The 22,117-nt window shown below is 61.5% G+C and carries 19 protein-coding genes; 17 read left to right on the top strand and 2 right to left on the bottom strand.

The genetic code is table 11. The features are described 5' to 3' along the window. The first annotated feature begins 35 nt into the window (after positions 1 to 35). From PspCFBP13508_RS08565 to PspCFBP13508_RS08555, 3 genes are read left to right on the top strand one after another with little or no spacing between them, the layout of a single operon-like run. Complete coding sequence (locus PspCFBP13508_RS08565; protein WP_137214203.1) at positions 36 to 1,055, top strand: phosphotransferase; 1,020 nt, start codon at positions 36 to 38, stop codon at positions 1,053 to 1,055. After that, entirely contained in the window at positions 1,052 to 1,723 is a 672-nt protein-coding gene (gene murU, locus PspCFBP13508_RS08560; protein ID WP_137214202.1) for an N-acetylmuramate alpha-1-phosphate uridylyltransferase MurU, read from the top strand. The genes PspCFBP13508_RS08565 and murU overlap by 4 nt, the downstream gene beginning before the upstream one ends. Position 1,724: 1 nt before the next feature. After that, positions 1,725 to 2,492 (top strand): TerB family tellurite resistance protein, encoded by a 768-nt coding sequence (locus PspCFBP13508_RS08555; RefSeq protein WP_137214201.1) that lies wholly within the window; start codon positions 1,725 to 1,727, stop codon positions 2,490 to 2,492. Positions 2,493 to 2,615: 123 nt separating this feature from the next. Here the strand turns inward: PspCFBP13508_RS08555 and PspCFBP13508_RS08550 are convergent, their stop codons facing one another. Then, the gene (locus PspCFBP13508_RS08550) at positions 2,616 to 3,602 is read right to left on the bottom strand and encodes an alpha/beta hydrolase family protein (protein ID WP_130911382.1); all 987 of its coding nucleotides are present in this window, start codon (positions 3,600 to 3,602) and stop codon (positions 2,616 to 2,618) included. A 74-nt stretch (positions 3,603 to 3,676) separates the two neighbouring features. Between PspCFBP13508_RS08550 and PspCFBP13508_RS08545 the strand changes: the two genes are divergently transcribed. The 10 genes from PspCFBP13508_RS08545 to trpE all read left to right on the top strand — a co-directional run bounded on the left by PspCFBP13508_RS08545 (position 3,677) and on the right by trpE (position 16,315). Next, positions 3,677 to 6,073 (top strand): sensor histidine kinase, encoded by a 2,397-nt coding sequence (locus PspCFBP13508_RS08545; protein ID WP_137214200.1) that lies wholly within the window; start codon positions 3,677 to 3,679, stop codon positions 6,071 to 6,073. A 114-nt stretch (positions 6,074 to 6,187) separates the two neighbouring features. After that, positions 6,188 to 6,817 carry a response regulator transcription factor gene (locus PspCFBP13508_RS08540; protein ID WP_130911380.1) on the top strand — a complete coding sequence of 210 codons (630 nt, stop codon included), beginning with the start codon at positions 6,188 to 6,190 and terminating at the stop codon, positions 6,815 to 6,817. A 336-nt stretch (positions 6,818 to 7,153) separates the two neighbouring features. Then, entirely contained in the window at positions 7,154 to 8,278 is a 1,125-nt protein-coding gene (locus tag PspCFBP13508_RS08535; protein ID WP_137214199.1) for an ABC transporter ATP-binding protein, read from the top strand. A gap of 48 nt (positions 8,279 to 8,326) precedes the next feature. Next, entirely contained in the window at positions 8,327 to 9,370 is a 1,044-nt protein-coding gene (locus PspCFBP13508_RS08530) for an ABC transporter substrate-binding protein (protein WP_016772907.1), read from the top strand. A gap of 277 nt (positions 9,371 to 9,647) precedes the next feature. After that, on the top strand, positions 9,648 to 10,895 hold the full coding sequence (locus tag PspCFBP13508_RS08525) for an ABC transporter permease (protein ID WP_016772908.1): 1,248 nt from the start codon (positions 9,648 to 9,650) through the stop codon (positions 10,893 to 10,895). 12 nt (positions 10,896 to 10,907) lie between these two features. Next, on the top strand, positions 10,908 to 11,732 hold the full coding sequence (locus PspCFBP13508_RS08520) for an ABC transporter permease (protein WP_093097808.1): 825 nt from the start codon (positions 10,908 to 10,910) through the stop codon (positions 11,730 to 11,732). 278 nt (positions 11,733 to 12,010) lie between these two features. Beyond that, positions 12,011 to 13,159 (top strand): iron-containing alcohol dehydrogenase, encoded by a 1,149-nt coding sequence (locus tag PspCFBP13508_RS08515; protein ID WP_137214198.1) that lies wholly within the window; start codon positions 12,011 to 12,013, stop codon positions 13,157 to 13,159. 114 nt (positions 13,160 to 13,273) lie between these two features. Further along, entirely contained in the window at positions 13,274 to 13,948 is a 675-nt protein-coding gene (rpe, locus tag PspCFBP13508_RS08510; protein WP_007918813.1) for a ribulose-phosphate 3-epimerase, read from the top strand. Next, positions 13,945 to 14,763, top strand: coding sequence for a phosphoglycolate phosphatase (locus tag PspCFBP13508_RS08505; RefSeq protein WP_101160848.1), 819 nt, complete (start codon positions 13,945 to 13,947; stop codon positions 14,761 to 14,763). Before rpe ends, PspCFBP13508_RS08505 begins: the two co-directional genes overlap by 4 nt. Before the next feature lie 70 nt (positions 14,764 to 14,833). Next, on the top strand, positions 14,834 to 16,315 hold the full coding sequence (trpE, locus tag PspCFBP13508_RS08500) for an anthranilate synthase component I (RefSeq protein ID WP_122612453.1): 1,482 nt from the start codon (positions 14,834 to 14,836) through the stop codon (positions 16,313 to 16,315). 173 nt (positions 16,316 to 16,488) lie between these two features. Here trpE and estP read toward each other — a convergent pair whose 3' ends face one another. Then, positions 16,489 to 18,396, bottom strand: a complete 1,908-nt coding sequence (gene estP / locus PspCFBP13508_RS08495) for an esterase EstP (protein WP_137214197.1) — start codon at positions 18,394 to 18,396, stop codon at positions 16,489 to 16,491. Positions 18,397 to 18,803: 407 nt separating this feature from the next. Between estP and PspCFBP13508_RS08490 the strand changes: the two genes are divergently transcribed. The 4 genes from PspCFBP13508_RS08490 (at position 18,804) to PspCFBP13508_RS08475 (ending at position 22,115) form a co-directional block, all read left to right on the top strand. Then, on the top strand, positions 18,804 to 19,397 hold the full coding sequence (locus PspCFBP13508_RS08490; RefSeq protein ID WP_041476683.1) for an aminodeoxychorismate/anthranilate synthase component II: 594 nt from the start codon (positions 18,804 to 18,806) through the stop codon (positions 19,395 to 19,397). Positions 19,398 to 19,406: 9 nt separating this feature from the next. After that, entirely contained in the window at positions 19,407 to 20,456 is a 1,050-nt protein-coding gene (trpD, locus tag PspCFBP13508_RS08485) for an anthranilate phosphoribosyltransferase (RefSeq protein WP_016772917.1), read from the top strand. Beyond that, positions 20,453 to 21,289: an indole-3-glycerol phosphate synthase TrpC gene (gene trpC / locus PspCFBP13508_RS08480; RefSeq protein WP_041476681.1), complete on the top strand. Its 837-nt coding sequence runs from the start codon at positions 20,453 to 20,455 to the stop codon at positions 21,287 to 21,289. The genes trpD and trpC overlap by 4 nt, the downstream gene beginning before the upstream one ends. A 124-nt stretch (positions 21,290 to 21,413) precedes the next feature. Further along, positions 21,414 to 22,115: a lipoate--protein ligase family protein gene (locus PspCFBP13508_RS08475; protein WP_122692444.1), complete on the top strand. Its 702-nt coding sequence runs from the start codon at positions 21,414 to 21,416 to the stop codon at positions 22,113 to 22,115. The last annotated feature ends 2 nt before the right edge of the window (positions 22,116 to 22,117 follow it).

Here is a 22,117-nt window from a genome sequence, read left to right as displayed (position 1 = left end):
CCGCTTGACGGCTAGCGCCGTCGGAGACCCTTGCAATGCCTGACCAAGATGTACGCTTGCAACACCTGAAAGTTTGGCTCGATGAGCAGTTGGCAAAGCTGTTTGCCGAACAGGGCTGGGGCACCGTGCCCCCGGCCACGTTGACTGCGGCCAGCAGCGACGCGAGTTTCCGCCGCTACTTCCGCTGGGAGGGTGATGGTCGCAGCTTCGTCGTCATGGACGCGCCGCCACCCCAGGAAAACTGCAAACCGTTCGTGGATATCGCCTTTTTGCTGGCGAAATCCGGAATTAATGTGCCGAAAATTTACGCCGAAGACCTCGAGCGCGGTTTTCTTTTGCTCAATGACCTGGGCAACAAGACCTATCTCGACGTGATCGATGACGAAAATGCCGACGCGTTATTCCACGATGCCCTGCAAGCGCTGTTGGCTTTTCAACAGTTGCCGATGGTTGCGCCGTTGCCCAGTTACGACGTCGCCTTGTTGCGCCGTGAGCTGGAATTGTTCCCCGAGTGGTACGTCAAGCGCGAGCTGGGCGTCGAGTTCGATGCGGCCCAGCAGCAACAGTGGCAGCAAGTCAGCGAGTTGCTGATCGACAGCGCGCTGGCGCAGTCGAAAGTGCTGGTGCACCGCGACTACATGCCGCGCAACCTGATGCTCAGCGAGCCCAACCCTGGCGTGCTGGATTTCCAGGACGCGGTGTACGGCCCGGTGACTTACGACGTCACTTGCCTGTTCAAGGATGCCTTCCTCAGCTGGCCGGAAGAACGCGTGCGCGGCTGGCTGGAAAGTTATTGGCAGCAAGCCTCGGCGCTGGACATCCCGGTGCAGGCCGACTTCGAAGACTTCCTGCGCGCCAGCGACCTGATGGGCGTGCAGCGTCACCTGAAAGTCATCGGCATCTTCGCGCGTATCTGCCACCGCGATGGCAAGCCACGTTATCTGGCGGACGTGCCGCGCTTCTTCTCCTATATAGAAGCAGTGATCGCCCGCCGTCCTGAACTGGCGGAGCTGCAAGCGCTGTTCAGCAGCTTGCGTGCTGGAGCGACGGCATGAAGGCAATGATTCTGGCAGCGGGCAAAGGCGAGCGCATGCGCCCGCTGACCCTGACCACGCCGAAACCGCTGGTGCGTGCTGCTGGCGTGCCGCTGATCGAGTATCACCTGCGCGCCCTCGCCGCCGCAGGTTTCACCGAAATCGTCATCAACCACGCCTGGCTCGGTCAGCAGATCGAGGATCATCTGGGCGACGGCTCGCGCTTCGGCCTGAGTATTCGGTACTCGCCGGAAGGCGAACCGCTGGAAACCGGTGGCGGGATTTTCCGTGCACTGCCGTTGCTCGGTGATGATGCGTTTCTGGTGGTCAACGGCGATATCTGGACCGATTACGACTTCAGCGTGCTGCACCAGCCGATCAATGGCCTGGCGCACCTGGTGCTGGCGGACAATCCGGCGCATCACCCGAACGGCGACTTCAGCCTGATCGACGGCAAAGTGCAGGACGGTGAGCCTGATGCGGCGACCCTGACCTACAGCGGTATCGCCGTGCTTCATCCGCAGCTGTTCGACGGTTGCAGCGACGGTGCTTTCAAGCTCGCGCCGCTGCTGCGCAATGCCATGGCCAATGGCGAAGTGACGGGCGAGCGTCTGAAGGGGCATTGGGTGGATGTCGGGACCCACGAGCGTCTGGCCGAAGCCGAAGCCTTGATAGAAGCGAGTCGCTGAGATGCTGTGGCCAGGGACTCTGATTGGAGCCGGAGTGGGGTACGCGATTGCCAGCATTCCGGGGGCCATGCTTGGGGCGTTGTTGGGGCAGGCGCTGGATCGGCGCCTGCACTTGCAGAGCTGGGGACATTTACGCGAAAAGCTCGGCGGCCGGCCGATGCTGCGCAACGATGAATTGCTGTTCGTCTTGCTCGGGCGTCTGGCCAAGAGCGACGGGCGCGTCACTGACGGGCATATCCAGCAGGCGCGCAATGAAATGCGCGCACTGGAAATGAGCGAGCCGGCGACGCGCCGGGCCATCGCTGCGTTCAATCGCGGCAAGTCCGGCAGCGACAATCTGCGCGGCTATCTGCGCCGTCTGAGTGCGCAACCGCATGCGGCTGAAGGTGTGTTGCGCGCCTGTTGGCGGATGGTCTGGGCCGACGGTCGCGCTGGGGTGAGTGAGCGCGAGTTGCTGGCGCAGTGGGGCAAGTGGCTGGGCTGGACGCCGCAGCAGGTGCAGGCATTGGCCAGCGATTACGAGCCGGGCAAGCGGCCGATCGTCAGTGCGGCGGTGAGCTACCAGGAGGCGATGAAATTGCTTGGGGTGTCGGCGAGCAGCGAGCCGGCGCAGATCAAGCGCGCTTACCGGCGATTGCTCAGTCGCCATCACCCGGACAAGATTGCCGGCAGTGGCGCGACCCCGGCACAGGTGCGTGAGGCGACCGAGCGTACGCGGGAATTGCATAACGCCTATACGTTGATTCGGGAGCGGCGGGATTTTCGCTAGGAATTAGATGGGTTTTGCTTGTGCTTGCCTCTTCGCGAGCAGGCTCGCTCCCACATTGAATTGTGCATAGATCCAATGTGGGAGCGAGCCTGCTCGCGAATTAAGGGCGACTCGGTGGAACAGTCAGTCAACAGCCTGAGGATTCAACCAGCCCCGCACCCGCCGAAACAATTGCTCCTGCTCAGCCTTTTTGTCCGGCAACACCTTCAGCGCCACCTGGCTGAATGCCGAGGTCTTCAGGCGCTTGCTCGCCTGCATGCGCTCCAGCGCTGCGTTGCGATCCAGCGCTTTGTCCATGTAGAAAATATCCACCGTCGGCAGCTTCAGCGTCGGTGTCAGTTCGGCGAGTGGCGGCAGGGCTTTGGCTGGTGCTTGCGCGTCAACCATCACCAGTTTTTCCACCTGCGGCGTCTGCCGCTCGCTGAGAAAACGCGCCGCCCAGTAGGCGCCGGTGCCATGCCCGAGCACGACGATGCTGCGCGCGCTCTGCTGTTCGGCGTAGGCAATCGCTGCGTCGATGCGCCCGAAGATGCGATCGGCATCGGCTTTGGCTTGTTCTTCGCTGGTCTCGGCGACCACCTGTTCGGCAACTTCCGCTTCACCGCCTGCGGCTTGCTCGATCGGTTGCGCGGTGGCGGCATCCTTGCTTGCGGTTTCCGGGGCTTTCGGCGCGGCGGCCGGTTCGATTACGCGCGGAGCAATGGCGTCGCCTTGCAGATCCGGCAGGGTGATACTCAGGCTGCTCCACTCGACGTCCGGCAATTTGCGTCGCAACGGGCCGACTGCCTGCGGCCAGTCAGCGGTTTCGCCGGCACCGGGAACGATGATCACCGCACCTTTGGGTTCGGCGCTGTTGGCCGGTTTCCACAGGGCGAGGAAAGTGTCGCTGCCAGCCTGCAGTTGTTGCTGCTCTTGCGCCGGCAGTTTACGTTGCAGTGCGGCGGCCTCTTCCTGACTACGCTCAAGCAGTGGCTGGCGCTCGGCCGGTTTTTCTTCGGCGGGTTTATCCGTGGCGGCAGGCGCAGGGTCGGCGGCTTCGACGGAAAACGCACAAGGCAGGATCAGCGACAGGCACAATGCTGGCAGTGCCAGGCGGTAGACAAAGGGCATCGGTTATTCCAGGCCAGAAAAGTATCCCGGCAGCCTAATGGGTTGGTCAGAATTTGTCAGTGTATGAGACTTCAATGAAGCGATTTTGCTGCCTGTGGGTTATCGGCTGTTTGTGGTTTCCCTTGATGGGCTGGGCGGCGCCTGCGCCCCTGGCACATGCCGCGCAATTGTCGCCAGAGCAGCAGCAATGGTTGGCGCAGCACACTGAATTGCGTGTTGGCCTGGTGTTGCAGGCGCCCTACGCGACCTACGATCGGCGCCTGCAGCGATTGTCCGGGGCCAATGTCGAGTTGATGAAACTGCTGGCCAAAACCCTCGGCGTGGAACTGAGCTGGCGCAACTTTCAGGATCTGGGGGCATTGGAAACCGCTTTGCGCGAGGGCGAGATCGACATCGCCCCGGGCCTGAGTCAGACTCCCAGCGCGCTGCGCCTCTGGCAGTTTTCCGACCCGTACATGCGCGTGCCGCAACTGGTGGTCAGCGACCAGAAAAGCAGTGGCGCGGTCGATCTGGAAAAACTCGACAGCCAGACCCGCGTCGCCGTGCGCATGCCGAGCAGCACCGCCGATTACCTGCGCAGCAACTATCCGCATCTGAATCTGCAAGGCGTACCGCTGGAGCGTCAGGCATTGCAACTGCTGTTGAGTCAGCAAGCCTCCTACGCGGTGGTCGACGAAGCGCAGTTGGGGCGCCTGTCGGTGGAGCCGGAGTTTGCCGAACTGGTGGTGGTTGGCGATATCGGCCTGCCGCAACTGCTGCGCGTGGCCTCGCGGCGCGATTGGCCGGAACTGGCCGGCATCGTCCAGAGCGCCTTGCGCGCGATCCCGGCCAAGGATCTGGAACAATTGCACAACCAATGGCTGCAGCCGAAATACCCACGGCTGACCGGGTCGCCGGGGTTCTGGCAGAACCTCAGCCTGTTGTTCGCGGTGATGCTGCTCAGTTGCGCGGCAATCGTGGTCTGGCAGCGGCGCCAACAGCACAGTCTCGAACAACGCTTGCTCAGCGCCCGCGAGGACATTGCGTTGCGCGCGGCCAGTGAAGAAGCACTGCGCCTGACGCAGTTTTCCATCGACCAAAGCACCGTCGGCATTCTCTGGGTCAATTGGGACAGCCATGTGCGCTACGCCAACCGCGCGGCGGAAAACATGCTCGGCTATCCCTCGGGCGGGCTGATCGAGCGGCCGCTGATCGATTTCGAGCCCGGCCTGCACATGGATCGCTGGCTCAATCTGTGGAAGCGTGCACGGGCCAGTGAAGAAGGGCCGCTGAGCTTCGAAACCAGCTGCCTGCGCGCCGATGGCAGCGTATTGCCGGCCGACGTTTCCCTGAGCTTCCTGCGTTTTCGCGACAGTGAATATCTGGTTGTCTACCTCACCGATGTCACCGACCGCCGCCGCGCGCTCGCCGCTTTGCAGGAAAGCGAGGCGCGCCTGCAAGGCATCGCCGCCAACGTCCCGGGTCTGGTGTTCAGGCTGGAGCGGGCGCCGGTCACCGGGCAGATCGACTTTGCCTACATCAGCGAGGGCAGCGAAAGTCTGGTCGGTTATGCGCCGGCAGCCATCGCCCATCGCGACATGGGCCTGCGCAGTCTGGTGCATCCCGACGACAAGGCCAGTTATCACCGCACCCAGGATCAGGCGCTGGATACCGACAGCGACTGGTCGTGGCAAGGCCGCATCGTCACGCGCCAGGGCGAGCAGCGCTGGGCCGAGATCAAGGCGATCACCCGCCAGCTGGAGGACGGCGCCTATGTGTGGGACGGCATCGTCTGGGACATCAGCGAAAGCAAACGCATCGAGCTGGAACTGGCGGCCTCGCGCGAGCAACTGCGTGAACTGTCGGCGCACCTGGAGAGCGTGCGCGAAGAAGAGAAGGCGCGCATCGCCCGGGAAGTTCATGATGAGCTGGGGCAAATGCTCACCGTGCTGAAACTGGAGACATCGATGTGCGAACTGGCCTACGCGCAACTCGATCCGGGTCTGAACGAGCGGCTCAACAGCATGAAGCGCTTGATCGCGCAGTTGTTTCAGCTGGTGCGTGATGTGGCGACGGCCTTGCGCCCGCCGATTCTCGATGCCGGGATTGCCTCGGCCATCGAGTGGCAGGCGCGGCGTTTCGAGGCGCGCACACAGATACCGTGTCTGGTGCAGGTGCCGGACAACCTGCCGGCGCTCAGCGATGCCAAGGCGGTGGGGCTGTTCCGGATTTTGCAGGAGGCGCTGACCAACGTGATGCGCCATGCTCAGGCGCATACGGTGGAGTTGACGCTGGAGCTCGCGGGCGATGAATTGTGTCTGACCGTCAGCGATGATGGCGTAGGATTTGTCGCCGCTGAAGGTCGGCCGACGTCGTTTGGCCTGGTTGGCATGCGTGAGCGGGTGCTGATCATGGGCGGGCGACTGGAACTGGAGAGCGAGCCGGGGGAGGGCACCAGTCTTGAGGTGTGGGTGCCGGTGAGTGAGGTCTGAAGTTCTGTGTTGTGAGTGCGGACGCCTTCGCGAGCAGGCTCGCTCCCACAGGGAGAATGCATTCCAGGGTGGGAGCGAGCCTGCTCGCGAAATATTTTGGCTGAGGAGAAAAACTTGATCCGTGTACTGGTAGCCGAAGACCACACCATCGTCCGCGAGGGCATCAAGCAATTGATCGGCCTGGCCAAGGATCTGCAAGTCGTGGGGGAGGCGAGCAATGGCGAGCAACTGCTCGAAACCCTGCGCAGCGTGCCGTGCGAAGTGGTGCTGCTGGACATCTCCATGCCCGGCGTCAACGGCCTGGAAGCGATCCCGCGCATCCGTGCGCTGAACAATCCGCCGGCGATTCTGGTGCTGTCGATGCACGACGAAGCGCAAATGGCCGCGCGCGCCTTGAAGGTCGGCGCGGCCGGGTATGCGACCAAGGACAGCGATCCGGCGCTGCTGCTTACAGCAATCCGCAAAGTCGCCGCGGGCGGGCGCTACATTGACCCGGAACTGGCTGACCGAATGGTATTCGAAGTTGGCCTGACCGATACCCGGCCGCTGCATTCACTTTTGTCAGAACGCGAATTCTCGGTGTTCGAACGCCTGGCCCAAGGCGCGAACGTCAACGACATCGCCCTGCAACTGGCCCTGAGCAGCAAGACCATCAGCACGCACAAGGCGCGGCTGATGCAGAAGCTCAACATCACCTCGCTGGCCGAACTGGTGAAATACGCGATGGAGCACAAACTCCTCTGACCCCACCCGCCCCTGTAGGAGCTGCCGAAGGCTGCGATCTTTTGATCTTATAAACGGCAAGGTCAAAAGATCGTCCGATCGCGGCCCGAGCCTTCGGCAGCTCCTACAGGAGACCGCGTTGACATATCTGTTAGCGACAAACGCTTTTGCCCTTGCTCGCGGCTTGCAGCTCACCGCTCACCATTGCTTTATCCATTAGCGCCATCCTTGTAGGGCAATCCCTACCCCCAACCTTCCATTGCGCTTAAGCGATTCTCTCCTGCGCCCCGATTTGCGTGGCCGCCGCCAGCCACTAGGCTTGATGAACAAGCAGTCATCAACAACAAAGGTGTGGGTATGAGCCAGGTCGATACAAGCGCAGGGACCAGTGATGTGCTGGTCAGCTTTCGTGGTGTGCAGAAGAGCTACGACGGCGAGAACCTGATCGTCAAAGACCTCAACCTGGACATTCGCAAGGGCGAATTTCTTACCCTGCTCGGGCCGTCCGGTTCCGGCAAGACCACCAGCCTGATGATGCTCGCCGGTTTCGAAACGCCGACCGCCGGCGAGATTCTGCTGGCCGGGCGCTCGATCAACAACGTGCCGCCGCACAAGCGTGACATCGGCATGGTGTTCCAGAACTACGCGCTGTTCCCGCACATGACTGTCGCGGAGAACCTTGCTTTCCCGTTGACCGTGCGCGGCTTGAACAAAAGCGACGTCAGCGAGCGTGTGAAGAAAGTCCTCAGCATGGTTCAGCTCGACGCCTTCGCTTCGCGCTATCCGGCGCAGTTGTCCGGTGGTCAGCAGCAACGTGTGGCACTGGCCCGCGCGCTGGTGTTCGAGCCGCAACTGGTGCTGATGGACGAACCGCTGGGCGCCCTCGACAAACAACTGCGTGAACACATGCAGATGGAGATCAAGCACCTGCACCAGCGCCTCGGCGTGACCGTGGTCTACGTGACCCACGATCAGGGTGAAGCGCTGACCATGTCCGACCGCGTCGCGGTGTTCCATCAGGGCGAGATCCAGCAGATCGCCCCGCCGCGCACGCTCTACGAAGAACCGAAAAACACCTTCGTAGCCAACTTCATTGGCGAGAACAACCGTCTCAACGGCCGCCTGCTCAGCCAGAGTGGCGAGCGCTGCGTGGTCGAGTTGGGGCGTGGCGAAAAGGTCGAGGCGCTGGCCGTCAACGTTGGCCAGACCGGCGAACCGGTAACCCTGTCGATCCGTCCGGAGCGCGTCAGCCTCAACGGTTCGAGCGATCAATGCGTCAACCGCTTCTCAGGGAGGGTGGCGGAATTCATCTATCTGGGCGACCACGTCCGGGTGCGCCTGGAAGTCTGCGGCAAGACCGACTTCTTCGTGAAACAACCGATTGCCGAGCTCGATCCCGCGCTCGCTGTCGGCGACGTGGTTCCGCTTGGCTGGCAGGTCGAGCACGTTCGTGCGCTCGATCCGCTTTTAGAGGCGCACTAAGCGCCCCGGCAATACCAACACCAACCCTGCACGTGGAGAGAACAATAAATGTTGAGATCCCTGAAGTTCACCGCCCTGACTCTGGGCCTGATGGGTGCGACCGGCGCAATGGCCGCCGGCCCGGACTTGACCGTGGTGTCGTTTGGCGGGGCGAACAAGGCGGCGCAAGTCAAAGCCTTCTATGCACCGTGGGAAGCGGCGGGTAACGGCAAGATCGTTGCCGGGGAATACAACGGCGAGATGGCCAAGGTCAAAGCCATGGTCGACACCAAGAGTGTGTCGTGGGATCTGGTCGAAGTTGAATCGCCGGAGCTGTCCCGTGGTTGCGACGAAGACATGTTCGAGCAACTCGACCCGGCGCTGTTCGGCAAAACCGAAGACTACGTCAAAGGCGCCATTCAGCCGTGCGGCGTAGGTTTCTTCGTCTGGTCGACCGTACTGGCTTACAACGCTGACAAGCTGAAAACCGCACCGACCAGTTGGGCGGATTTCTGGGACACGAAGAAATTCCCGGGCAAGCGCGGCCTGCGCAAAGGCGCCAAGTACACCCTCGAATTCGCTTTGATGGCCGACGGTGTTGCGCCGAAAGACGTCTACAAAGAGCTGGCGAGCAAGGGCGGCCAGGATCGCGCCTTCAAGAAACTCGATGAGCTCAAGCCAAGCATTCAGTGGTGGGAAGCCGGCGCACAACCGCCGCAATACCTCGCTTCCGGTGACGTGGTGATGAGCTCGGCGTACAACGGTCGCATTGCGGCGGTGCAGAAAGAATCCAACCTGAAAGTGGTATGGAACGGCGGCATCTACGACTTCGACGCCTGGGCCATCCCGAAAGGTCTGGATGCGAAACGCGCGGAAGCGGCGAAGAAATTCATCGCCTTCTCGGTGCAGCCGCAGCAGCAGAAGACCTACTCGGAAAACATCGCCTACGGCCCGGCCAACACCCAAGCCGTACCGCTGCTGGCCAAGGATGTCCTGAAAGACATGCCGACCACCCCGGAAAACATCGCCAACCAGGTGCAGATCGACGTCAGCTTCTGGGCTGATAACGGCGAGCAACTGGAACAGCGCTTCAATTCCTGGGCGGCGAAATAACCACTGTTTTACCTGTATGGAGATGGCAAGGGCGCTTTTGTGGCGAGGGGATTTATCCCCGTTGGGTTGCGAAGCAGCCCCGAAGCCATACCCGCTCGGTGGGTCAGGTAAACCGCATTCTCAGGTTTTACGACTGCTGCGCAGCCGAACGGGGATAAATCCCCTCGCCACAAAGGCTCGCTGCCACAGGAAGGCTCGCTCCCACAGGTAGCAGTGTTTCAACGCAACAGAGGTGGTTCGCCACCTCTGTAACGATCAAAGATTTGCGGAGTACGTCATGGCCATCGCCGTTCCCCTGAACGAGGGCGCCAGCCCCACCTTGAAGCAGAAGCTCAAGCACGCCGAGCGGGTCAACCGCTGGAAAGCCCAGGCGCTGATTGCGCCGCTGGTGCTGTTTCTGCTGCTGGTGTTTCTGGTGCCCATCGTGGCGCTGCTCTATAAAAGCGTCGGCAACCCGGAAGTGGTTGGCGGTATGCCGCGCACTGTCACTGCCATCGCCAGTTGGGACGGCCGTGGTCTGCCCGCCGAGCCGGTGTACAAGGCGGCCAGCGAAGACCTCGCCGAAGCCCGCAAAAACCAGACGCTGGGCGATCTGTCCAAGCGCTTGAACATGGAGTTGGCCGGCTACCGCAGCCTGCTGACCAAAACCGCCCGGGCGCTGCCGTTCGCCAGCGAACCGGCTTCTTATAAAGAAGCGCTGGAAGCGCTAGACGAACGCTGGGGCGACCCGGCTTATTGGCAAGCGGTGAAACGCAACACCAGCAGCATCACTCCGTATTACCTGCTGGCGGCGGTCGATCACCGTATCGATGATCTCGGCGAACTGGCCCCGGCCACCCCGGATCAAGCGATCTACCTCGACATCTTCGCCCGCACGTTCTGGATGGGCCTGGTAATCACCGTGATCTGCCTGTTGCTCGCTTATCCACTGGCTTATCTGCTGGCGAACCTGCCTTCGCGGCAGAGCAACCTGCTTATGATTCTGGTGCTGTTGCCATTCTGGACCTCGATTCTGGTGCGGGTTGCAGCGTGGATCGTGCTGCTGCAATCCGGCGGTCTGATCAACAGTGCGCTGTTGGCCATGGGCATCATCGATAAACCGCTGGAACTGGTGTTCAACCGCACCGGCGTGTACATCTCGATGGTGCACATACTGCTGCCGTTCATGATTCTGCCGATCTACAGCGTGATGAAAGGCATCTCGCCGACCTACATGCGCGCGGCGATTTCCCTCGGTTGCCATCCGTTCGCCAGCTTCTGGCGGGTGTACTTCCCGCAGACCTACGCGGGTGTCGGCGCCGGCTGCCTGTTGGTGTTCATCCTCGCCATCGGCTACTACATCACCCCGGCGCTGCTCGGCAGCCCGAACGACCAAATGGTCAGCTACTTCGTCGCCTTCTACACCAACACCAGCATCAACTGGGGCATGGCCACTGCGCTCGGCGGGCTGCTGTTGCTGGCGACCGTTGTGCTTTATCTGATCTACAGCTGGCTGGTCGGCGCCAGTCGCCTGCGCCTGAGCTAAGGGGAATTTGCGATGCTGAGTCCTTACATGTCGCCCATCGAACGGGTGTGGTTCTACAGCCTGCGGATCCTCTGCGGCCTGATCCTGTTGTTCCTGATCCTGCCGGTACTGGTGATCGTGCCGCTGTCGTTCAACTCGGGAAGTTTTCTGGTTTATCCGCTGCAAGGTTTCTCACTGCAGTGGTACCACGACTTCTTCGCCTCGGCGGAATGGATGCGCGCGCTGAAGAACAGCATCATCGTCGCCCCGGCCGCGACCGTGCTGGCGATGATCTTCGGCACGCTGGCGGCGATCGGCCTGACCCGCGGCGACTTCCCGGGCAAGTCGCTGGTGATGGCGCTGGTGATCTCGCCGATGGTGGTGCCGGTGGTGATCATCGGCGTGGCGAGTTATCTGTTCTTCGCACCGCTGGGGCTGGGTAACAGCTTCTTCTCGCTGATCGTCGTGCATGCTGTATTGGGTGTGCCGTTTGTGATCATCACCGTGTCGGCGACGTTGCAGGGGTTTAATCACAACCTGGTGCGTGCTGCTGCGAGTCTCGGTGCTTCACCACTGACAGCGTTCCGCCGGGTGACCTTGCCGCTGATTGCGCCGGGAGTGATTTCCGGGGCGCTGTTTGCCTTTGCCACTTCTTTCGATGAAGTGGTGGTGACGCTGTTTCTTGCCGGGCCTGAGCAGGCGACATTGCCTCGGCAGATGTTCAGCGGGATTCGCGAAAACCTTAGCCCGACGATTGCAGCGGCGGCTACTTTGCTAATTGCTTTCTCCGTGATCCTGCTGCTGACCCTGGAATGGCTACGTGGCCGCAGCGAAAAACTGCGGACTGCTCAGGTTTAAGGGCCAGATCAAAAGCTTACCCCCTCACCCCAGCCCTCTCCCCCAGGGGGGCGAGGGGGAAAGGGAGCAGAACGTTGGGCTTTTCAAAGCCTGAGTTCGACTTGGTATCGCAAGTCGGTGTACTTCTCCCAAACAACTCGGTCAGTCCCCTCTCCCTTTGGGAGAGGGCTAGGGTGAGGGGCTTTTGCTTTTGGTCATTCATGACCTGAATAGCAGACAACCCCAAATCCCCAGCTAATCTTGTGCCCAGCTCCCACATCTATAAGAGGCTGCGCACCATGAGTCTGTCCCAGTTCAAAATCGCTCATAAACTGATCACCGGCGCCGCAGCCATCGAACAACTGGCCGCCGAACTCACCCGCCTCGACATCGACAACCCGTTGATCGTCACCGACGCTGCGCTGGTCAAGTCCGGCACCGTCGAGCTGGCGCTGGTGCAACTCGGCGGGCGCGAATACGAGATTTTCGACCGTGTGCTGCCCGATCCGGAAATCGCCATCGTCGAAGACTGCATGCGCGCCTATCGCGAAGGCGGGCATGACGGCTTGATCGGCCTTGGCGGTGGCAGCGCCATTGACATTGCCAAGAGTGTCGCCGCCTACGCCGGCTACCACGGTGCGCTGGAAGATCTGTTCGGCGTCGATCAGGTACCGCGCAAGGGCCCGCCGCTGATCGCCATTCCGACCACCGCCGGCACCGGCTCTGAAGTCACCAACGTGGCGATCCTCTCGGACAAGGTCGCGCAGTTGAAGAAAGGCATCGTCAGCGACTATCTGTTGCCGGATGTGGCGCTGGTCAGCCCGCAAATGACCCTGACCTGTCCGCGCAGCGTTACCGCAGCCAGTGGTGTCGATGCACTGGTGCACGCTATCGAATCCTATCTGTCGGTGAACGCCTCGCCGATCACCGACTCCCTCGCCATCGGCGCAATCAAGCTGATCGCCAAAGCTCTGCCCAAGGCCTACGCCAACGGCGGCAACCTGCAAGCGCGTGAAGACATGGCCACCGCCAGCCTCATGGCCGGCATGGCGTTCGGTAACGCCGGGGTCGGTGCGGTGCATGCGTTGGCGTATCCGCTGGGCGGTCGCTTCAACATTGCCCACGGTGTCAGCAACGCCTTGTTGCTGCCCTATGTGATGACCTGGAACAAAATGGCCTGCGTCGAACGCATGCAGGATATTGCCGAAGCCATGGGCGTGAAGACCGCTCATCTGAGCGCCAGCGAAGCGGCGGACAAAGCCGTACAGGCCATGACCGAGTTGTGCGCGGCGGTGGAAATTCCCGCCGGGTTGCGCAGTTTCGGCGTGCCGGAGGAAGCGATTCCGGCGATGGCCGTGGAGGCCGCCGGCATCGAGCGGCTGATGCGCAACAATCCGCGCAAACTCAGCGCCGGCGACATCGAGAAGATCTACCGCGCGGCTTACTGAGGCGCGGTCGCTGAGCGCTCATGGCACAACCCAATCATCGCGGTCCCGGTGCGCGCGTGGAAACTTGAGGTATACAATGCGCGCCATCGTGATTTAGCTCAGCACAGGTGCGTCATGCAGCCCTTCGTAATTGCTCCGTCGATCCTCTCCGCCGACTTCGCCCGCCTCGGCGAGGAAGTGGACAACGTTCTCGCCGCCGGCGCCGATTTCGTCCACTTCGATGTCATGGACAACCACTACGTACCGAACCTGACGATCGGCCCGATGGTCTGCGCGGCACTGCGCAAGTACGGCGTCACCGCACCGATCGACGCGCACCTGATGGTCAGCCCGGTGGACCGCATCGTCGGCGACTTCATCGAAGCCGGCGCGACTTACATCACCTTCCACCCGGAAGCCACGCTGCACGTCGATCGCTCGCTGCAACTGATCCGTGAAGGCGGTTGCAAGTCCGGTCTGGTGTTCAACCCGGCGACTCCGCTGGACGTGCTCAAGTACGTGATCGACAAGGTCGACATGGTCCTGCTGATGAGCGTCAACCCGGGCTTCGGCGGGCAGAAGTTCATTCCCGGCACCCTCGACAAATTGCGTGAAGCGCGCGCCATCATCGACGCTTCGGGTCGCGACATCCGTCTGGAAATCGACGGCGGCGTCAACGTCAACAACATCCGCGAAATTGCCGCTGCTGGCGCTGACACCTTCGTCGCCGGCTCGGCCATCTTCAATGCGCCGAACTATCAGGAAGTCATCGACAAGATGCGTTCCGAACTGGCACTGGCGCGCCCATGAGCGGTTTTGAGCAGTTGTTCCCGGGGCAGTTGCCACGGTTGGTGATGTTCGATCTGGATGGCACGCTGATCGATTCGGTTCCCGACCTGGCAGCGGCGGTGGACACCATGCTGCTCTCCCTCGGCCGTCCGCCGGCGGGTATCGAAGCGGTGCGCGAATGGGTCGGCAATGGCGCGCCGGTGCTGGTGCGTCGGGCCTTGGCCGGTAGCATCGATCATTCGGCGGTGGATGACGCCGAAGCCGAGCGCGCACTGGAGATTTTCATGGAGGCGTACGGCGCCAGCCATGAGCTGACCGTGGTCTATCCCGGTGTGCGCGACACGCTCAAGTGGCTGCACAAGCAAGGCGTGGCCATGGCGCTGATCACCAACAAGCCCGAGCGCTTCGTCGCGCCTCTGCTCGATCAGATGAAGATCGGCCGCTACTTCAAGTGGATCATCGGCGGCGATACCCTGCCGCAGAAGAAGCCTGACCCGGCGGCGCTGTTTTTCGTGATGAAAATGGCCAACATTCCGGCCTCGCAATCGTTGTTCGTCGGCGACTCGCGCAGCGATGTGCAGGCGGCGAAAGCAGCGGGGGTCAAGTGTGTCGCGCTGAGTTATGGCTACAACCATGGCCGGCCGATTGCCGAGGAATCGCCAGCACTGGTGATCGACGATTTGCGCAAACTAATTCCCGGTTGCCTGGATCTGGCCGGTGGGATAACGTTGCCCGACGCTGTTCAACCCCCTTCTGGAAACGCCATCGTGGTGGTCACCCGCAAACTCTGGATGAAAGTCATCAAGGCCCTGGCCCGCTGGCGTTGGCGCGCCTGACTGATTCTGGCCGGCCGTGCCGGCGCGTTTGCATACCTGACTGATTGCACCTCACACCACGAGGCACCTTATGAATCGCGAAGAATTCCTGCGTCTGGCCGCTGACGGCTATAACCGCATCCCGTTGGCTTGCGAAACCTTGGCCGACTTCGACACGCCGCTGTCGATCTACCTGAAACTGGCCGACCAGCCCAACTCCTACCTGCTCGAGTCGGTGCAGGGCGGCGAGAAATGGGGCCGTTATTCGATCATCGGCTTGCCGTGCCGCACCGTGCTGCGGGTTCATGATCATCACGTCAGCATCACCGTCGATGGCGTCGAGACCGAAAGCCATGACGTCGAAGACCCGCTGGCCTTCGTTGAAACCTTCAAAGCGCGCTACAACGTGCCGACCATCGCCGGCTTGCCGCGCTTCAACGGTGGACTGGTCGGTTACTTCGGTTACGACTGTGTGCGCTATGTCGAGAAGCGTCTGGGCAAATGCCCGAACCCGGATCCGCTGGGCGTGCCGGACATTCTGCTGATGGTTTCCGACGCCGTGGTGGTGTTCGACAACCTGGCCGGCAAGATGCACGCGATTGTCCTCGCCGACCCTGCGCAGGCCGATGCCTTCGAGCAAGGTCAGGCGCGTTTGCAGGAACTGCTCGAGCAACTGCGTCAGCCGATCACCCCGCGTCGTGGCCTGGATTTCAGCAAACAGCAATCGGCCGATCCGGTGTTTCGTTCCAGTTTCACCCAGGACGATTACGAAAAAGCCGTCGACACCATCAAGGAATATATCCTCGCCGGCGACTGCATGCAGGTGGTGCCGTCGCAGCGCATGTCGATCGACTTCAAGGCTGCGCCGATCGATCTGTATCGCGCACTGCGTTGCTTCAACCCGACGCCGTACATGTACTTCTTCAACTTCGGCGATTTCCACGTCGTCGGCAGTTCGCCGGAAGTGCTGGTGCGCGTCGAAGACAACCTGATCACCGTGCGCCCGATTGCCGGCACGCGCCCACGCGGCGCCACCGAAGAAGCCGATGTGGCGCTGGAGCAGGATCTGCTTTCGGATGACAAGGAGATCGCCGAGCACTTGATGCTGATCGATCTGGGCCGCAACGATACCGGGCGCGTTTCGGAAATCGGTTCGGTGAAGCTCACCGAGAAAATGGTCATCGAACGTTATTCCAACGTGATGCACATCGTTTCCAACGTCACCGGCCAGTTGAAGTCTGGCCTGACCGCGATGGACGCACTGCGGGCGATTCTGCCGGCGGGTACCTTGTCGGGCGCACCGAAGATTCGCGCGATGGAAATCATCGACGAACTCGAGCCGGTCAAGCGTGGTGTGTACGGCGGCGCGGTCGGTTACTTCGCCTGGAACGGCAACATGGACACCGCCATTGCCATTCGCACGGCGGTGATCAAGAACGGCGAGCTGCACGTGCAGGCCGGCGGCGGCATCGTCGCCGACTCGGTGCCGGCGCTGGAATGGGAAGAAACCCTGAACAAACGCCGCGCGATGTTCCGCGCCGTGGCCTTGGCTGAGCAAACCCCCGACGCCTGAGCCACGCAATTTCCCGTGTGGGAGCGAGCCTGCTCGCGAAGAGGGTGTGTCAGTCACCTTTGATATTGACTGACCCAGCGCTTTCGCGAGCAGGCTCGCTCCCACATTGGGTTTTGTGTTGAGGCATAAAAAAAGCGGCGCCCTGACAGGCGCCGCTTTTTTGCATCTACGACTCAGAAATCCAGCACAACCCCGACATTCAATCCCTGCTGCTTGAAGTCATCATCCTTGCGGAAGGTATAACCGCCACGCAGCGCCAGATCCGCCGTCAGCTTGTGACTGACGCCCAGGCTCAAGCGGTTCAGGTGACTTGCCGGTGTATAGCCTTCAAGGGTGAAGTCATTGGCCGGCAGGGTGTTGAGGGCGATGTTGACCTTCTGCACGTCATCTTCGTACTCACGCTCATGCGCGTATTCGCCATACACCTGGGTTTGCGCGGTGAAGTTGTACTTGCCCTGGATGCCCAAGCCCAGACGTTTCGAATCGCGGCTCTGGTCATCGAAGGTCAGCGCCGTGGCACGGTTGCTCTTTTCCGAGTAACCGTCGACATCGACACTGGCGTAATCGGCGCTGACGAACGGCGACAGATGCCATTGGCTGCCCGGTTGCGCAATGTCATAGCCCAGGCGCGTGCTGAACGCCCACAGGCTGCCGTCGGTATCGCCTTTCTCTGCGCCCTCGCTGGCGCCGAGGTCGAACTTGCGCTTGAGGTTGTCGTAGTCGAGTTTGCCGCCGGTCAACGCCGCGTCGGCCCACCAGCGGTTCTGCTGGAACTGGGCAAACGCGGTGGCCATGTAGCTGTTGAGTTTGTAGTCGGAATCGTTGTGCCCGGCCTCGAGATTCTGCCGGTACAAACCGGCCGCCACGCCAACGCGCCAGGCCTCGTTCAGGCGATAGCTGCCGCCGACGTTGAGGTTGTAACCGCTGCCATCGGCGCTGGCGCCGCTGCTTTGGCTGTCGACATCCAGACGCTGTCCGCCGGCCGAGACAATCGCACGCCATTGGCCGACCGCTTGCCAGTTCTCCCAGTCTGCCTGCCATTGGTTGCGTAATTCATCCTGATGCGCACGCACGGTGCCGTGGGCCATTTCAGGTAGCAGGCTCAATTCCCACGGCGCAGCCAACAGCGAATAGGCGTAATCGGCGATCAGTTTTTGCCCGGATTCGGTCGGGTGTACGCCATCGTTGTAGATCAGCTTGGTCGGATCCGGCGTGGCACTGTTGATCCCGTAGCGGGCGTTTTCCGTGCAGCTATTGCCACTGAAGCAAGTCGCGGTGAGGTTCTGGTCGGTAGCCAGGCCAAAGCGCCCCGGGTCGGCGAAGACTTCCGAGAGCAGCACCGGAATGTTCAGCGGAATGACTTCAGCGTTGATGCCTTGCAGGCGCGTCACCAACTGACTGTTGAACTGGTTGGCGAGGGTGCTGCTGAACGCTTGCAGCGGCGTGCCATTGAGGGCCGGTGTCAGGCCCACGTCGGGCAGCAGCCAGACCATCACGTATTTGGCGCCAGCGGTCTGCAGGGTCTGAACGCTGTCGGCCAATCGATCGGCTGCGGCGTTGGCCTGAGGTAGGCTGAGAATGCGGCCCTGGAGGAAGTCGTTGCCGCCACCGGAAATGTAATACAGCGCATTCGGGTCGGCGCGGAAGCCGTTCGACGGCAGGTATCCGGCACGGGTGCGTTCGCCGGTGGCCGATTGGGTGGTGATCGAGTCGAGAATCTGGTCGGTGCGATAACCACCGACCGCCCAGTTGTTGCCGTCGGGCTGGCCGTTTTCCGCGCGCACTGCGGAGCTGGAAGAGGCTGTCTGGTCGGGCGAAAAGCCCAGGCGGCCGCCGAGCAACTGGGTGGAATTCAATGAAAAAACTTCGCCGCTGCCATCCTGATACACCGGCCCGGTGCGGTTGGTGTAGCGCTCGGTGGAGCCCGCCGGGCCGCCACTGTCGGCGAAAGTGCCGGCATCGTTGAGGCTGTCACCGAAGACGATGAAACTGGAATAAGGATTGGGCGCTGCATTGGCCTGGGCGCAGGCGAGTGCGAGAAGGCAGCTGGCCAGCGGTACAAACAACGTCGGTCTGATCATGAGCAAGTCCGTTTATTTATTGTTGTAGGTGAACGAAACGACAGTACCAAAAACTTTCGGCATTTTGCCATCGGTCGTGAATCCCTCTGCCGTTTTATAACCCGCAGGCCCCGCCATATTGCACGCTCCGCCCAGCTAAGTTACTGTGCCGGAACGTATGAACGAGACCTTCCCCGTGTTGATCACCAGCAAACTTCTGGATCAAGTCATCAAGGCACACGCCCGCTGGCGTTGGCGCGCCTGAATCTTCTCTGCCGGCTCCGCCGGATCTGTATCGCTTTGCCTTCCTTGTCTGTTTGAAATGCCGCTGTGCTGGCGCCCTGTGCGCGTCCGACATCGCGCAGCGCCCTGCGGGCAAGTCATCTGAAGGCTGTCATCAAGTCAGAATTCAAGAGGTTCGAAACGCCATGTTGCTGATGATCGACAACTACGACTCCTTTACCTACAACGTTGTGCAATACCTCGGCGAGCTGGGTGCCGAGGTCAAAGTGGTGCGCAACGACGAACTGACCATCGCCGAAATCGAAGCGCTGAATCCCGAGCGCATCGTGGTTTCCCCCGGGCCGTGCACGCCCACCGAGGCGGGCGTTTCCATCGACGCGATCAAGCACTTCGCCGGCAAACTGCCGATCCTCGGCGTTTGCCTCGGCCACCAGTCCATCGGCCAGGCCTTCGGCGGTGATGTGGTGCGTGCCCGCCAAGTCATGCACGGTAAGACTAGCCCGGTATTCCACGAGGACAAGGGCGTGTTTGCCGGCCTCAATCATCCGCTCACCGTTACCCGTTATCACTCGCTGATCGTCAAGCACGACAGCCTGCCCGATTGCCTCGAGCTGACCGCGTGGACCCAGCACGACGACGGCTCGGTCGACGAGATCATGGGGCTGCGTCACAAGACCCTGAACATCGAGGGCGTACAGTTCCACCCCGAGTCGATCCTCACCGAGCAGGGTCATGAACTGTTTGCCAATTTCCTCAAACAAACCGGCGGCACGCGCTAAGGACTTCCCATGAATATCAAGACAGCCCTCAGCCGTATCGTCGAACACCTCGACCTCAGCACCGATGAAATGCGCGATGTGATGCGCGAGATCATGACCGGCCAGTGCACCGAAGCGCAGATCGGCGCGTTCATGATGGCCATGCGCATGAAGAGCGAGAGCATCGACGAAATCGTCGGCGCGGTGTCGGTGATGCGCGAGCTGGCCGATCAGGTCGAGCTGAAAACCCTCGACGGCGTAGTCGATGTGGTAGGCACCGGCGGTGACGGTGCGAACATCTTCAACGTATCGACCGCGTCTTCCTTTGTTGTCGCAGCGGCCGGTTGCACCGTGGCCAAACACGGCAACCGCGCAGTGTCCGGCAAGAGCGGCAGTGCCGATCTGCTGGAAGCGGCCGGCATTTATCTGAACCTGACCCCGGTGCAGGTCGCGCGCTGCATCGACAACGTCGGCATCGGTTTCATGTTCGCCCAGACCCACCACAAAGCCATGAAGTACGCCGCCGGCCCGCGCCGCGAACTCGGCCTGCGCACGCTGTTCAACATGCTCGGCCCGCTTACGAATCCGGCCGGTGTGAAACATCAGGTCGTCGGCGTATTCACTCAGACGCTGTGCCGGCCATTGGCCGAAGTCTTGCAAAGACTGGGCAGCAAACACGTGCTGGTCGTGCATTCGAAGGACGGTCTGGATGAGTTCAGCCTCGCCGCGCCGACCTTTGTTGCCGAGCTGAAGAACAACGAAATCACTGAGTATTGGGTCGAACCGGAAGACCTCGGCATGAAGAGTCAGAGCCTGCACGGCCTGTCCGTCGAAGGCCCGGAAGCGTCGCTGGCGCTGATCCGTGACGCCCTGGGCAAGCGCAAAACCGAAAACGGCCAGAAAGCTGCCGAGATGATTGTGCTCAATGCCGGTGCGGCGCTGTACGCCGCCGACCTGGCAAGCAGTCTGAAACAAGGTGTGGAGCTGGCGCACGACGCGCTGCACACCGGCCTCGCTCGGGAAAAGCTCGAGGAGCTGGGTGCCTTTACCGCGGTATTCAAAGTGGAGAATGAAGGATGAGTGTACCGACGGTTCTGGAAAACATTCTGGCGCGCAAGGTTGAGGAAGTCGCCGAGCGCAGCGCCCGGGTCAGCCTGAGCGAGCTGGAAAGTCTGGCCAAGGCGGCCGATGCACCCCGTGGTTTTGCCCAGGCGTTGCTGGCGCAAGCGAAGAAGAAACAACCGGCCGTGATCGCCGAAATCAAAAAGGCTTCGCCGAGCAAAGGCGTGATCCGCGAAGACTTTGTGCCGGCCGACATCGCCAAGAGCTACGAGAAGGGCGGGGCCACGTGTCTGTCGGTGCTGACCGACATCGATTACTTCCAGGGCGCCGATGCCTATCTGCAACAGGCGCGCGCCGCCTGCAAATTGCCGGTGATCCGCAAGGATTTCATGATCGATCCGTACCAGATCGTTGAGGCCCGCGCGCTGGGCGCTGATTGCGTGCTGTTGATCGTCTCCGCACTGGACGACGTGAAAATGGCCGAGCTGGCCGCCGTGGCCAAAGGCGTCGGTCTCGACGTCTTGGTGGAAGTGCACGACGGTGACGAACTTGAGCGTGCGCTTAAGACTCTCGACACGCCGCTGGTCGGGGTCAACAACCGCAACCTGCACACCTTTGACGTCAGCCTGGAAACCACCCTCGACCTGCTGCCGCGCATCCCGCGCGATCGCCTGGTGATCACCGAAAGCGGCATCCTCAATCGTGCCGACGTCGAGCTGATGGAAATCAGCGATGTGTACTCGTTCCTGGTCGGCGAAGCGTTCATGCGCGCGGAAAATCCGGGCATTGAATTGCAGCGCCTGTTCTTCCCGGAACGTGGTGTGCCGATCAGCGGGTCGACCCTCGACTGACCGAGTCGACCTCATTCGCGAGCAGGCTCGCTCCCACAGAGGATTGCATTCCAGTGTGGGAGCGAGCCTGCTCGCGAAGGGGCCATCGAAACCGCTAAAGATTTCCATGTTGCCGGAGCCTGTTATGTCGCTGCCAACCCCGCTGACCATCGAATCCGGCCTGCAAGCCGAGCAGGACTTGCTGGCCTCGGTCTGCGCTGGCGACGCCGAATTCGGCCTGCTGTTCTGGCAACCCACCGACCGCGCGCTGGTCATGCCGCGCCGCCTCAACCGTCTCGCGCAATTCGACCACGCCTGCGAAGTCTCCGCTGCGGCTGGCTGGCCGGTGCTGCTGCGCGAGACCGGCGGCGAACCGGTGCCGCAATCCGCTGCAACCATCAACATTGCCTTGGTGTATGCCCCGCCTCGCAGTGAAGGCGATCTGAACCGCATCGAAACCGGCTACCGCCGTCTTTGCGATCCGATCTGTCAGTTGCTGGATGAGCTGGGTGGCACGTCGTCAGTCGGGGAAATCGACGGCGCATTCTGTGATGGTCGTTTCAACGTCAATCTCGACGGTCGCAAGATGGTCGGCACCGCCCAGCGCTGGCGCCAGAGTCAGGGCGGCCAGCGTCCGGTGGGGCTGGTGCACGGTGCAATGCTGATGGATGACGAGCGCGAAGCGATGGTCGCCGCGGTCAATCGCTTCAACGAAGCCTGCGGCCTGGAGCAGCGGGTGAGGGCGCAAAGCCACATCGCCCTGCATGAAAAATTCAACGCGCCACAGGCGTTGGCGCGTCTCGATGAATTGTTTCGTTTGATGCTGGCGCAGATTTACAGTGCCTGATT

It is taken from the genome of Pseudomonas sp. CFBP13508 (genome assembly GCF_005233515.1).
Taxonomy (GTDB): Bacteria; Pseudomonadota; Gammaproteobacteria; order Pseudomonadales; family Pseudomonadaceae; genus Aquipseudomonas; species Aquipseudomonas mercuritolerans.
This window is presented reverse-complemented; position numbering and strand designations above follow the sequence as displayed.

Bases quoted from the DNA above. Each gene is read 5' to 3' on its own strand.
- trpC (WP_041476681.1), top strand. From the start codon at position 20,453: ATGAGTGTACCGACGGTTCTGGAAAACATTCTGGCGCGCAAGGTTGAG.
- PspCFBP13508_RS08525 (WP_016772908.1), top strand. From the start codon at position 9,648: ATGGCCATCGCCGTTCCCCTGAACGAGGGCGCCAGCCCCACCTTGAAG.
- trpE (WP_122612453.1), top strand. From the start codon at position 14,834: ATGAATCGCGAAGAATTCCTGCGTCTGGCCGCTGACGGCTATAACCGC.
- murU (WP_137214202.1), top strand. From the start codon at position 1,052: ATGAAGGCAATGATTCTGGCAGCGGGCAAAGGCGAGCGCATGCGCCCG.
- estP (WP_137214197.1), bottom strand. From the start codon at position 18,396: ATGATCAGACCGACGTTGTTTGTACCGCTGGCCAGCTGCCTTCTCGCA.
- PspCFBP13508_RS08535 (WP_137214199.1), top strand. From the start codon at position 7,154: ATGAGCCAGGTCGATACAAGCGCAGGGACCAGTGATGTGCTGGTCAGC.
- PspCFBP13508_RS08515 (WP_137214198.1), top strand. From the start codon at position 12,011: ATGAGTCTGTCCCAGTTCAAAATCGCTCATAAACTGATCACCGGCGCC.
- PspCFBP13508_RS08550 (WP_130911382.1), bottom strand. From the start codon at position 3,602: ATGCCCTTTGTCTACCGCCTGGCACTGCCAGCATTGTGCCTGTCGCTG.
- PspCFBP13508_RS08530 (WP_016772907.1), top strand. From the start codon at position 8,327: ATGTTGAGATCCCTGAAGTTCACCGCCCTGACTCTGGGCCTGATGGGT.
- PspCFBP13508_RS08565 (WP_137214203.1), top strand. From the start codon at position 36: ATGCCTGACCAAGATGTACGCTTGCAACACCTGAAAGTTTGGCTCGAT.
- PspCFBP13508_RS08555 (WP_137214201.1), top strand. From the start codon at position 1,725: ATGCTGTGGCCAGGGACTCTGATTGGAGCCGGAGTGGGGTACGCGATT.
- PspCFBP13508_RS08520 (WP_093097808.1), top strand. From the start codon at position 10,908: ATGCTGAGTCCTTACATGTCGCCCATCGAACGGGTGTGGTTCTACAGC.
- PspCFBP13508_RS08545 (WP_137214200.1), top strand. From the start codon at position 3,677: ATGAAGCGATTTTGCTGCCTGTGGGTTATCGGCTGTTTGTGGTTTCCC.
- PspCFBP13508_RS08490 (WP_041476683.1), top strand. From the start codon at position 18,804: ATGTTGCTGATGATCGACAACTACGACTCCTTTACCTACAACGTTGTG.
- PspCFBP13508_RS08505 (WP_101160848.1), top strand. From the start codon at position 13,945: ATGAGCGGTTTTGAGCAGTTGTTCCCGGGGCAGTTGCCACGGTTGGTG.
- rpe (WP_007918813.1), top strand. From the start codon at position 13,274: ATGCAGCCCTTCGTAATTGCTCCGTCGATCCTCTCCGCCGACTTCGCC.
- trpD (WP_016772917.1), top strand. From the start codon at position 19,407: ATGAATATCAAGACAGCCCTCAGCCGTATCGTCGAACACCTCGACCTC.
- PspCFBP13508_RS08475 (WP_122692444.1), top strand. From the start codon at position 21,414: ATGTCGCTGCCAACCCCGCTGACCATCGAATCCGGCCTGCAAGCCGAG.